Origin of the sequence: Acetobacterium sp. (assembly GCF_030652775.1) — a bacterium.
Classification (GTDB): domain Bacteria; phylum Bacillota; class Clostridia; order Eubacteriales; family Eubacteriaceae; genus Acetobacterium.
Genome location: NZ_JAUSPS010000084.1, coordinates 1 through 12,323, shown reverse-complemented (window position 1 = coordinate 12,323; position 12,323 = coordinate 1). Strand labels below are relative to the sequence as shown.

The 12,323-nt window shown below is 42.1% G+C and carries 10 protein-coding genes; all 10 read right to left on the bottom strand.

Annotated elements, in window-relative coordinates:
- Positions 1-1,197 (bottom strand): aspartate--tRNA ligase (aspS, locus tag Q7J41_RS15410; RefSeq protein ID WP_304889326.1); only part of this gene is annotated, 1,197 nt, incomplete at its 3' end.
- 200 nt (positions 1,198-1,397) lie between these two features.
- Positions 1,398-2,876 carry a coproporphyrinogen dehydrogenase HemZ gene (hemZ, locus tag Q7J41_RS15405; RefSeq protein WP_304889325.1) on the bottom strand — a complete coding sequence of 493 codons (1,479 nt, stop codon included), beginning with the start codon at positions 2,874-2,876 and terminating at the stop codon, positions 1,398-1,400.
- A 10-nt stretch (positions 2,877-2,886) separates the two neighbouring features.
- Positions 2,887-3,516, bottom strand: coding sequence for an MBL fold metallo-hydrolase (locus Q7J41_RS15400; RefSeq protein WP_304889324.1), 630 nt, complete (start codon positions 3,514-3,516; stop codon positions 2,887-2,889).
- A 17-nt stretch (positions 3,517-3,533) separates the two neighbouring features.
- A complete protein-coding gene (gene dtd, locus Q7J41_RS15395; RefSeq protein ID WP_304889323.1) occupies positions 3,534-3,986 on the bottom strand; it encodes a D-aminoacyl-tRNA deacylase in 453 nt (150 codons plus the stop codon).
- A gap of 9 nt (positions 3,987-3,995) precedes the next feature.
- Complete coding sequence (locus Q7J41_RS15390; RefSeq protein ID WP_304889322.1) at positions 3,996-6,167, bottom strand: bifunctional (p)ppGpp synthetase/guanosine-3',5'-bis(diphosphate) 3'-pyrophosphohydrolase; 2,172 nt, start codon at positions 6,165-6,167, stop codon at positions 3,996-3,998.
- A gap of 34 nt (positions 6,168-6,201) precedes the next feature.
- The gene (locus Q7J41_RS15385) at positions 6,202-6,720 is read right to left on the bottom strand and encodes an adenine phosphoribosyltransferase (protein ID WP_304889321.1); all 519 of its coding nucleotides are present in this window, start codon (positions 6,718-6,720) and stop codon (positions 6,202-6,204) included.
- Between the two features lie 15 nt (positions 6,721-6,735).
- Positions 6,736-8,838 carry a single-stranded-DNA-specific exonuclease RecJ gene (gene recJ / locus Q7J41_RS15380; protein ID WP_304889320.1) on the bottom strand — a complete coding sequence of 701 codons (2,103 nt, stop codon included), beginning with the start codon at positions 8,836-8,838 and terminating at the stop codon, positions 6,736-6,738.
- 136 nt (positions 8,839-8,974) lie between these two features.
- Entirely contained in the window at positions 8,975-9,868 is an 894-nt protein-coding gene (gene secF / locus Q7J41_RS15375; protein ID WP_304889319.1) for a protein translocase subunit SecF, read from the bottom strand.
- A gap of 13 nt (positions 9,869-9,881) precedes the next feature.
- Positions 9,882-11,150 (bottom strand): protein translocase subunit SecD, encoded by a 1,269-nt coding sequence (gene secD / locus Q7J41_RS15370; protein WP_304889318.1) that lies wholly within the window; start codon positions 11,148-11,150, stop codon positions 9,882-9,884.
- Between the two features lie 28 nt (positions 11,151-11,178).
- A partial coding sequence (gene gltX, locus Q7J41_RS15365; RefSeq protein ID WP_304889317.1) for a glutamate--tRNA ligase occupies positions 11,179-12,323 on the bottom strand: 1,145 nt, incomplete at its 5' end.

Here is a 12,323-nt window from a genome sequence, read left to right as displayed (position 1 = left end):
ATCGGCAATAATGAAGATTAAATCCCCGGGCTGGGCATCGGTTTTTTCAAAAATTGCTGCTTTTTCTTCCTCAGAGATAAATTTAAGGATTGGTGATTTCATTTCGTCTTCGGAAACATCGATCCAGGCTAAACCTTTGGCTTTATAAATTTTAGCAAAATTTTCCAGCCCTTTGATGCCTTTTTTGCTCAATTTAGCCTGAGCGCCTTTGGCATTAATCGCACGAACACTTCCGCCTTTTTTAACTGCCCCGGAAAAGACTTTGAACTCGGAGTTTTCGACAATCTCAGATAAGTCAATCAGTTTTAATCCGAATCGGGTATCTGGTTTATCTGATCCGTATTGATCCATCGCTTCCTGATAAGTCATTCTTACCATCGGCGTTTGGACCTCTACCCCTTTTACTTCCTTCATGATCTTCGCAATCATTTCTTCGTTAATGCCAATGATGTCATCTTTATCAATAAAAGACATTTCCATATCAATTTGACTGAACTCAGGCTGACGATCCTGTCTTAAATCTTCATCACGGAAACATTTGGCAATCTGATAATAACGGTCAACTCCTGAAATCATTAAAATCTGTTTATATAACTGGGGTGACTGAGGCAATCCAAAGAATTTTCCTTTTTGCACCCGCGACGGCACCAGAAAATCTCGGGCTCCCTCTGGGGTTGGTTTGGCTAGCATCGGAGTTTCAACTTCTAAAAAGCCCTTTTCATTGAGAAAATTTCTGGCAATGGCAGCGGTCTGATGCCGGGTTCTTAGAATTTTCTGATATTTTGGTTTTCTCAGATCGAGATACCGATATTTTAGCCGCACGGCTTCATTGGTCTGATCGTTATCTTCAATATAAATCGGTGGTGTTTCCGACGAATCCAGAATTTTTAGTTCGATGATCTCGACTTCAATTTCACCGGTTGGGATATTTTTATTGACATTTTCTGGACTGCGCAAAACAACCTTGCCTTTAACCGATAAGACATATTCATTTCTGACCTTTTCAGCAATCTCAAAGGCTTCAGGTCGTTCTTCGTTGACAACCAACTGAATTTTTCCGGAACGGTCTCTTAAATCAATAAAAAGCACCCCGCCAAGGTTTCGACGATTATCCGCCCAACCAGCCAGTTCTACTACCTGACCAACATCATTTGCTGTTAATTCTCCACACATGGTATTTCTATAATAAGTATTCATACTACCTCCAATGTATATAGTGATTTATTTATCTTCTTAACCTTTATATTATAATGAAGTTGCTGGGATGATGTCAAGCAGGAAAGCTGAAAAACGATTCTAAATACGGTGTTTTATAGAGCCGTCTTAAAGTAAGAACTGTTTGTCAGAAAAATCAATCCGATAAATTTAAAAATCGGAATATCTCTATTCCGATCCGATTAAACAATGATATCCGTTTCTTTGTTCGCAGTAAAAGAAAGATAAGCCTTAGTTTTCTTCGCCACAATCTCCTCAAACCGCTCATTATAAGTCTTCACGTCCTTAACCGTAAATACCTTGGTAATATTATTCGTGATCGGATCATAGAGGTTTCCGGTCGCTCCAGCTCCGATGCCTAAGGTGGACTGACACTCGGCCATCATCAGAATATTATAAATCCCTTCATGACCCGGCTTAGCATAGCCAATATTCTCACTGTTGTCTCTGGTATATTTTAAGCGATACAGATAATAGGGCTCGAATTCTTCACTACTCAGACGGCTTTTCACTGCCTGATAAAAGTTTTCACCATATCCCTCTTTAACGACAATTCCATTTTGATCTTTGATTCTGGAGCCCTTTTTAATCGATAGATTATGGATGGTTATATTTTCAGGTTCGAGTGCAATAATAGCGTCCAGTGATCGCAAAAAATCATCCGGGGTTTCATTTCCTAATCCCACAATCAGATCCATATTTAAGGTTTTAAACCCGAAGGATTTAATTAACGCTACCTGTTTTTCGATCAGCCCCGCTTCCCAGGGTCTACTGACGCTTAATAGCGTTTGCGGATTCATGGATTGGGGATTCAGGCAAATCCGCTCCACACCATGCGCTTTTGCAGTTTCCAGTTTTTCCCGGTTAATGGTTTCAGGTCGGCCTGCTTCTAGGGTATATTCCCTGAGATGGGATAAATCAAAACATTCTTCTAATAATGACATCAGAATGTCCAACTGACTGGCACTTAACACGGTCGGCGTTCCACCGCCGATATATAAGGCATCAATTCGCAAATCACAGTTTCTTAGTATTTCTCCAGTTTTCTGGATTTCAACGAGCAAGTGATCAAAGTACTGCTGTAAATTTCCACCCTTTTTATCCACGATGGTCGATACAAAAGAGCAATAGTCGCATTTAGAGGGACAGAGGGGAATCCCCACATATAAACTGATCCGGTGCTGAGCCCCGCACTCCCGTTCGCCGGGAATAAAATTCGCCTGTTTTTTTGCGATCCGTATCAATAATTCGGTGCGGTCACTGCTAACCCGATAGTACTCTCTAAATCTATTTCTGATTTTGCTTGGACTCCAGCCCAGTTCAGCATAATTTTGCACCATTTTAACCGGTCTGATTCCTGTTAAAGTTCCCCATTCCAGCTGTTTATCAAAGTATTCACATAAAAAATCATAAAGAAACCCCTTGTAAATACTATTTTCAAGAGGATCATCACTGTTATTGAATTGATAGGCCCGATTTAATGTTTTTCCATCTTCCCATACCAGATTAAGAATAACTTGATTCCCCACATTTTTTTGGGATAACACACCATCTGCTGTTCCTGACACGGTATTTTTTACCCCCGGGTCGAAAGCTTGATATAACTCATGAAAATAATACTCCAACTCCGGTCGTTCTAAATCAAATCGCAGTACTCTCATTGGCTCTCTCCTAGAAACGCCCCTTTAGAAAAGGATTGTTCGTTTTTTCGTACCCAATGGTCGTATTTTCTCCATGTCCCGGCAATACAGTGGTTGCATCATCCAATATAAACAATTTTGAGGAAATCCCATTCAGCAATTCTTTCAAGTCGCCATCGGCAAAGTCAGTCCGACCGATGGAGGTGCTAAAAAGTGTATCTCCGGCAAAAAGCTGATCTTCAGCCAGAAGACAGACACCACCTTTTGAGTGGCCAGGTGTGTGTATCACCTGGATAACAATCTCACCTAAGGTAATCGTCTCCTTTTCATCTAAAAAACCATCAGCCGGTTCCAGTACCATCGCCATGCCTGCCAGAACTGAAAGGTTACGGCTTGGATCAAGGAGACAATCGGCATCACTCTGATGAATAAGCACCTTGGCTCCGGTTAGTTGTTTGATCTGATTGACGCCACCGAGATGGTCAAAATGGCCATGAGTCAGTAGAATGTACTTGACCTGTAGTTTATTTTCATTAATGATCGCATTAATTCGCTGATCCTCAAACCCAGGATCAATAACAGCCGCTTCCAAGGTTTTTTCATCCCAAACCACATAACAGTTTGTTCCCATTTGTCCCAGGGATTTTTTTATTACTTCCATATTCTTTCCTTATCTATCTAAAAAATCTTTTCACTGTCCAGTAACAGGGTTACCGGACCATCATTGACGATTAAAACTTCCATTTCGGCCTGAAAAACACCGGTCGCAATTTTTTTTATCGGTTGATTTTTAAGTTTATCAACAAAAATAGCGTATTTCTTTTCTGCTTGATCCACCGGCCCACTGCGTGTAAAGCCTGGCCTCCGCCCTTTTCGGCAATCACCGTAAAGCGTAAATTGAGAAACCAGCAGTAGTTCTCCGTCCACATCTAGAATGGATCGGTTCATTTTGCCATCGGCATCTTCAAATATTCTCAAGTTGACCAATTTGTTAATAATATAATCCATGTCGGTTTCGGTATCGTCATCCTTAATCCCCAGCAGGACGTTGAGCCCATGAGCAATTTTTCCCACCGACTCGTTGTTGATCCGCACTTCTGAAGATGACACCCGCTGTATCACTGCCCGCATAACGTCTCCTTATACTCGATAAATCTGGGTAATTTCTTTTATTTTGTTCAAATTCTTTATCAGTAAATTCAGTTCCCGACGGCTTTTAACCTCAAGGGTTGCCGAAAAGAAATCATATTCGTTTTTCTCATTTTTCGCATTGAGCGCCGTCACAGGAATACCCATATCCAGAAAGGTCTTTGAAATCTGAATGATCGTTCCGGGCGATTCATTGGCTTTAATGTGAATCTCTGCCGTAAACGAACCAGTACTGTATTTATTCCATTCCACTTCCACAATCCGATTAGGATCCGTGAGATTTAAAACATTGGAGCAATCCGCCCGATGGACAGAGATCCCCCGGCCTTTGGTAATGTACCCGACGATTTTATCCCCAGGCACCGGGTTACAGCATTTAGCAAAATGCACATCAATTTCGTTATGTCCAGCAACGATGACGGTGCTGCTGGTTTTTTTGGCATCCTTGATTGGTTTCTTGAGAACAATTTCTTCAACTTCTTCTGGAAATTCCTTGGGAAATAACAGTTTCATTTTCTGAAAAACAGTACCGATTTTCATCCCGTTATAACCAATGGCCGCATAAAAATCGTTGAGGCTTTTATAACTGCACTTTTCGGCCAGAAGCTCGAGATTGTTCAAGTTCAATAAATTGGAGTGCTGCAAACCCTCACGTTTGATTTCCCGCTCCAGAATACTGCGGCCTTTTTGAATATTCTCGTCTTTTTCTTCTTTTTTAAAGTACTGCTTGATCTTGTTCCGGGCATGGGGACTTTTGACGAAGCTCAGCCAGTCCCGGCTGGGACCATTTGAATTCTTGGAGGTCATGACTTCAACAATGTCCCCGCTTTTTAAGGGACTATTCAGCGGCACAATTTTATTGTTTACCCGCGCCCCGACGCAACTGTTTCCGATATCGCTATGAATTCGGTAGGCAAAATCCAGGGGACATGATCCGGCTGGCAGCGGAACCACCGCACCTTTGGGTGAAAAGACGTAGACCTCTTCATTGAGAAGATCCACTTTGATGGTTTCCACCAATTCCCCGGCATCCTCCGAGTCTCGCTGCAGTTCAAGCATTTGGCGCAGCCAGGACATCTGGACTTCGTATTTGTTGTCCTTGGCATCCATTCGACCTTCTTTATATTTCCAATGTGCGGCAATCCCATATTCTGCGGTTTCATGCATTTCTCTGGTGCGAATCTGAATTTCAAAGGGCTCACCTTTTGGCCCCATAACCGTTGTATGAATGGATTGATAGAGGTTGGGTTTAGGCATGGCGATATAATCTTTAAACCGTCCGGGTATCGGCGTCCATTGTGAATGAACCACCCCCAGCACCCCATAACAATCTTTTAGCGAATCGACAATAACCCGAACTGCGATTAGATCATAGATTTCGTCAAAGCTACGGTTCTGACTTTTCATTTTTCGGTAGATACTGTAAAAATGTTTCGATCGACCATATATCTCGGCATGGGTGCCGACTTTTTCAATTTCTTTAGACAAAACCTCAATCACATCGGCAATATAGGCTTCGCGGGCGCTTTTTTTGATCTTTATTTTCTGAACTAAATCATAATATCCATCTGGATCTAGATACTTAAGCGCCAGATCTTCCAGTTCCCACTTGATCGTGGAAATCCCCAACCGATTAGCCAGCGGGGCATAGATATCCAATGTTTCCTTAGCTTTTTCAACCTGTTTTGCTTCCCGCATGTATTCCAGGGTGCGCATATTATGCAGCCGGTCAACCAGCTTGATTAAGATAACCCGAATATCTTTGGACATCGCCAAAATCATTTTACGGAGATTTTCGGCCTGACTTTCTTCTTTGGATTGAAACCCAATCCGTCCGATTTTTGTGACACCTTCCACCAGATCAGCGATATCCTGATTAAATTCTTCCTTAATATAATCGTAGGAGTAGATTGTATCTTCAATTACATCATGTAAAATGGCAGCAACAATTGTTTCTGTATCCATTTGCATTTCAGCCAAAATGTAAGCAACAGAAACCGGATGAATTACATAGTCCTCTCCAGACAGCCGTTTCTGATCTTTATGGGCTTCCCTTGCCAGGTCATAGGCCTTATAGATCATCGCCGTTTCAGCATCTGGATTGTTTGCTTTTACCAGGTTTATTACATTGTCAATTTTTCCTCTTACTGCGTCATTATCCATATCGTTTCTGCCTTTTTAATTAATAAGTGCTTTTTTAGTAGGGGTAAGTCACAATCGAGTGTACAAAATATTTTTTAAGGAGATCACGACCACCTAATTCTGTGAGTTCAATCAGCGTGATGATACCTGAAACTTCCCCACCCAAGTTTTCGATCAGTTTGGTAGCCGCCATCATGGTTCCCCCAGTGGCCAATAAATCATCCACAATGATCACCCGGTCTCCGGGTCTGATGGCATTTTTTTGAATTTCGACGATATTTGAGCCATATTCCAGATCATAAGCTTCTGATGAGACTTCACCTGGTAATTTACCTGGCTTTCGGACTGGTACCAGACCGGCGCCAATTAAGTAAGCCAGCGGTGTGCCAAAGATGTACCCCCTGGCTTCCGGAATCACGATGATATTTGCATCGAGCGCTTTTGCAACCTTAGCCATTTCGTCAATGACATGTTGAAAAGCTTTGGGGTTTAAAATCAGGCTGTTAATATCCTTAAAACTAATGCCTTCTTTTGGAAAATCTTCGTAAATACCAATGTTTTCTTTTAGATCCATTATAAATCTCCCTTATCAATCACTAATCATTTTTTCTAATTTTATCATTAGTTTCGTGTTTTGAATATCCTTTTTTTCCCTTGTTTCTATTATTTTGGAAAAAATCAATCCATCCTTAAGTCCATAAGCAATTAACCCTGCTTCTCTGAGTATTTCGCATGACATCAGCACATGAAATGGAGACAGTTCGTGATTCTTTTCCGATTGAATTGATACCCCGCTTCCATCTGCATTTTTAAGTAGCAGATAAACTCGTTTAACGGTCTCCCGCAGCAAACGCAAGTCATTGGGATTAATGTCTTCAATTGTCAAATCAACTTCTGCTTTGGGATTTTCTGATTGGACAATCGACCTGATCAAAAACATCGCTATTTCAGAATTCCAGATAGGATTTTGCCGGATATCTTTAATTAGCAATTGCAGTGTTTTATTGCCACGATATTCATTAACGTCCAACCGACATAGCAGCGCTACTCCTTGATAACCATTTGCCACCAATTCTGGTGTGACATTATAAAAGTCGCCAAGACCAAACCCGACTCCTCTAATCTCATTTCTCAAACCGAGACGCAAATGATTGCTTTCCTTTCCCATCGTGCCCATTGAAATAATCTCCGGTTTGCTGATGACAAACTGTACCCCGGGATTACCCAGGCCACAGGGTTCAAAATGCGAACAGTCATTAAAAAGTTCCCAGGTGATTTCTTCTACTTCAATAATTGCGTCATAGGGAATTCTTTTAATCAAGTGCTTTTTTATACCCACGGATTCGCCGTAATTTTTTATTTTTTCAATCATTGAGCTAATGTTCTCAGCTTTGATACTAAAACCAGCGGCCTGATCGTGACCGCCATAGCTGGTGAAAACCTCGCCGCAGGATTGCAACGCTGCAAAAATATTAAACCCTTCAACACTTCGGCAGGATGCTTTTCCAATGCCATCATCAACACTGATAACAATCACCGGATTATAGTACTTCTCCTGAATCCGGCTAGCCACAATTCCGATCACCCCAGCGTGCCAGTTTTCTCCAACCGCAATAATGATATCATCCTTGTTTAGCTCCTGGGATTCGACCTGTGCCAGCGCATCTTCCAAAATAGTTGCTTCCAGATCCTGACGCTTGCGATTCTCCTCACTTAAGAATTGTGCCAGCTCCAACAGCTTCACGGGATCGGTTCCGGTTAGCAAGTCAACGATGTGATTAGCCTCGCCAAGACGTCCTGCCGCATTAATCTTGGGACCCAACACAAAGCCAAAATGCCAGGCTTTTAACTGAGTCAGTTCACTGACTTCAATTAATGCCTGAATACCGGGATTCCGGGATTTTGAATTGAGATAATCAAGTCCCATGGCAACCAGACTGCGATTCTCGTTCTGTAGCGGAACCAGATCGGCTACTGTGGCCAAAGCCACGCACTCCACGGCATTCTGAATATCAAAAGACACCATTAATCGGATACTTAAGGCTTGAACCAGTTTAAACGCAACCCCGGCACCACATAATTCTTTAAATGGATAGCTTGAGCCGGGCACCTTGGGGTTGATGATTCCAAATGCTGCTGGAAGCGTCCCGTGGCACTCATGATGATCGGTAACAATAACATTCAGATTGTGCAAATTGCAGAAAGCAATCTGGTCGTTGGCCGAAATCCCATTATCGACGGTAATTAGCAGCCCTACCCCCGCATCGATTAATTCCTGCAAGGGATCAATGTGCAGTCCATAACCTGTGATCAAGCGATTGGGAATAAAATAGGAAACATTAAAGCCGTTGCTTTTTAAAAAACTGAACAGGATCGATACCCCGGTTGTACCGTCGGCGTCGTAGTCGCCATAGATACAAATTTTTTCGTTTGCTGCTTTTGCTTTTGCAATCCGATCTACAACTTTTTCCATATCATCAAAGAGAAATGGATCATGAAGATCATCCAGAGCGGGATTGAGATAACGCTGGGTTTCCGCAACCGAAGTCATCCCGCGATTGATCAAAATTTCAGCCGTTCGGTTCCCCAATTTGAGATCCTGTATCATCTCGTTTTTTAAGCATTCATACTCTGAAGTGCTTAAATGACTGTTTTTGTTTTTTCGTAATATCCATTTCGTTTTAACTGACATATTCACCTCAAGATTGAATCAATTGATAAAACTTCCGTATCTGATTATAATTTGACACCCTAAAACGAAAGCGTCAGGGAGTTGCCTCCTTGACGCCAGATCGTTTTGCAGCTAGTTCTATATTATATTCTTTTAATTAACTTTTAACCGCAGCTCTTTTGCTGGCCTGAAACTCTTTGATTTTACACCAAAGCGCACTGGCCACAAAGATTGATGAATAGGTTCCGCTCACAATACCGACCATTAATGGCAGTGCGAAATCCTGTACTGCCGGCACCCCAAATGTATATAAGGCTCCGATTGCCAGCAAGGTGGTAAAGGAAGTATTAATACTTCGTCGCAGGGTTTGAGTTACGCTGGTATCGACTAAATTAGCAAAATCGTACTTTCCGAATTTAGGACGATTTTCCCGGATGCGGTCAAAGACAACGATGGTATCATTGATCGAATAACCCAATATCGTCAGCAAAGCGGCGATCAGTGGTGAATTAACCTGAATCTGGAAGATCGAATAAACCCCCAACACAATAATCAGGTCATGAATTAAGGCAATTACAGCTGCCAAGCCAAACATAAATTCGAAGCGGAAGGTAATGTACACCAACATCAGTAAGACTGCAACAACTGCAGCAATCATCGAACTATTGGCCATTTCCGCACCGATTGAAGGGCTAACGGTGTCAATCGATAACAGGTCAGTATCTTCTAAATTATATTTTTCCTGAAATTTAGAAAATAACGCCTGTCTTTCTGCGGTTGATAAGTCTTTTTTGGTGGAAATAATCACCTGGGTTTTGGCTTCCCCGGCATAGGTCACGTCGGCACTGGTATCATACTCTTCAATCAATGCTTTAGCATCACTGGTTTCAAAAGGTGTATTGAGTTCAATGGTTACGATGGTTCCACCAATAAAGTCAATCCCAAAATTCAACCCGTTTATAAACAGGGAACCAATACTGATGGCAATGAGAATTAACGAGAAGGCAAACCATATTTTACTTTTTTCTGCTATTTGAATGTTCTTTTTCATTATGGTCTCCTTTCTATATTCCGTAAAACGTATTGCTTTTAAACAATTCCGTTTTGACAAGTAGAATTATCAGCTGTTTGGTAATGACAACGGCGGTGAACATACTCACGAGAATACCTAAAATCAATGTGACGGCAAATCCCTGGACACTCCCGCTTCCTAAAAAGAAGAGGACAAAACCAGCAATTAAGGTGGTGACATTTGAGTCCAAGATCGTTTTAAATGCTCTTGAAAAACCGTTATCGATGGCTGTTAGCAATGATTTTCCTAACCGTGCCTCCTCTTTGACTCGCTCAAAAATAATAACATTGGCATCGACTGCCATCCCAATGGTGAGAATCAGTCCGGCAATACCTGGCAGAGTCAGGGTGACGTTGAGAGCTGTTAAAATAATCATAAAAATAATGATAAAGATAATTAGAGCCAAGTCAGCAATGATTCCCAATCCCCGGTAAAAAATCAGCATAAAAATGAGAACCAGACCAATCCCGATCATTCCGGCATAGATGCTCTTATCTAGGGAGTTCTGGCCTAATGTCGGACCGACTGTTCTTACTTCAATTGGTACAAGCTTAACCGGCAGAGCGCCACCGCGAATGAGGGAGGCTAAATTGCCTGCTTCTTCGATGTCGCCAATGCCTTCAATAACCGCTTCTCCGTTGGTGATCGCCACATTGACGGTTGGCGATGAAATGATTTCGTCATCTAATTTGATCTTAATCGCCTGGCCAATATATTTTTGGGTAGCATCAGCAAAAAGCTTTGTGCCTTCCTCACTGAATTTCAAAGTAACTACCGCTTTTTCTAAACCTGTGCTGTCGGTCTGCATAACACCCTTGGAGTCCACCACGTCTTTACCGGTTAAAATAACCGTTTCGTCGGGGCCGACAAATTCCAGCTGAGCTGTTTTTCCGATCAGATCCAGAGCTTCTTCCTGGTCACTAACCGATGGAATCGAAACCCGGATGCGGTTATCACCCTGTTTGGTGATGGTCGGTTCTGAGACCCCCAGGGTATCAATTCGCTGCCGAATAGTCAGCATGGCTGATTCAATTTTTTCAGCTGTAACCGGGTCATCATCAGTTGCCTGGGCTTCCAAAACCACATTTACCCCGCCTGTTAAATCCAGCCCGTAGTTGATGTTATTGCTGACATTACCAATGTCATAAACACCCACCGACACCCCATTAAAGAGTACATATCCCACTAACGCAATAAACAGCGTGATCAGGATCAATAGCATTCCGCTTTTCGTCTTATTGTTTGTTTTTTGCTTACTCATGTACTTTCCTCCTTGTCTAATTTATTTATTATTGCATAATCGATGCGACTGACTTGATGCGGCTTATAACCTCATCTTTTCCCAGCACATCCATAATTAATGTCAGATCCGGCCCATGCATTTCACCCGTAATCATGATCCGGCTAGGCATAAAGAGCATTTTCCCTTTTATTTTTTCCTCTTTTTGAATTTCTTTAAGGATGGCTTTTCCTCGGGCAGCGTCTAACATTTCTGTCGCTTCAATCTTAGCAATCAGGGCCTGATAGAGACGTTTTGATGACTCTTCATGCAATAGTGCCAACGCTTCCTCATCTTCAATCATAAAATCACTTTTGAATATCATTTCCAGTTCTTCGGGCGCCTGGGCAAAGTATTCAATCCGATCTCTTAAAATCTCCCCGATTTTGAATAACCATTCCTGTTTTACAGCCACTTCTTCTTCGGTTATCACCCCGCCATTTACCAAAAATGGTGTCAGATGGCTAACCAATTCTTCAATCGGCAATTCTTTGATATAATGGGCATTCATCCAGTTAAGCTTGGCTCGATCAAAAACAGCTCCGGATTTATTGATTCGGGAAAGATCAAAGGCCTGAATCAATTCATCCATCGAAAATATTTCTTGTTCATTCTCTGGACTCCAACCGAGTAGTGCCAGAAAATTGACTAATGCTTCCGGTAAATAGCCTTTTGCCAGAAAATCGCCTACTGATACATCGCCCTGACGTTTACTGAGTTTTTTTCGGTCATCATTCAGGATATTGGGCAAATGAACAAACTGCGGCATCTCCCAACCAAAACATTCATAAAGGTAGGCGTGTTTTGGCGTGGATGGCAACCACTCCTCGCCACGAATGACGTGAGTAATCGCCATTAGATGATCATCGACGACTACCGCCATATGGTATGTCGGGAATCCGTCTGCTTTTAACAGTACCTGATCATCCAAATCATTGGTATTCATCTCGATGACACCGCGAACCAGATCATTAAAGGTGATTACGTGGTTTTCCGGTAATTTTAATCGGATCGTAAAAGGTAGTCCCGCTTCAATGTTTGCAGCGACTTCTTCCTTCTTCAATTCTCGGCATTTTCCATCGTATTTTGGGGTTTCGCCCTGTTCTTTCTGGGCATTTCTATCTTCAGCCAGCCGTTCTGTGGTACAGAAACAAT

Bases quoted from the DNA above. Each gene is read 5' to 3' on its own strand.
- hemZ (WP_304889325.1), bottom strand. From the start codon at position 2,876: ATGAGAGTACTGCGATTTGATTTAGAACGACCGGAGTTGGAGTATTAT.
- Q7J41_RS15400 (WP_304889324.1), bottom strand. From the start codon at position 3,516: ATGGAAGTAATAAAAAAATCCCTGGGACAAATGGGAACAAACTGTTAT.
- dtd (WP_304889323.1), bottom strand. From the start codon at position 3,986: ATGCGGGCAGTGATACAGCGGGTGTCATCTTCAGAAGTGCGGATCAAC.
- Q7J41_RS15390 (WP_304889322.1), bottom strand. From the start codon at position 6,167: ATGGATAATGACGCAGTAAGAGGAAAAATTGACAATGTAATAAACCTG.
- Q7J41_RS15385 (WP_304889321.1), bottom strand. From the start codon at position 6,720: ATGGATCTAAAAGAAAACATTGGTATTTACGAAGATTTTCCAAAAGAA.
- recJ (WP_304889320.1), bottom strand. From the start codon at position 8,838: ATGTCAGTTAAAACGAAATGGATATTACGAAAAAACAAAAACAGTCAT.
- secF (WP_304889319.1), bottom strand. From the start codon at position 9,868: ATGAAAAAGAACATTCAAATAGCAGAAAAAAGTAAAATATGGTTTGCC.
- secD (WP_304889318.1), bottom strand. From the start codon at position 11,150: ATGAGTAAGCAAAAAACAAACAATAAGACGAAAAGCGGAATGCTATTG.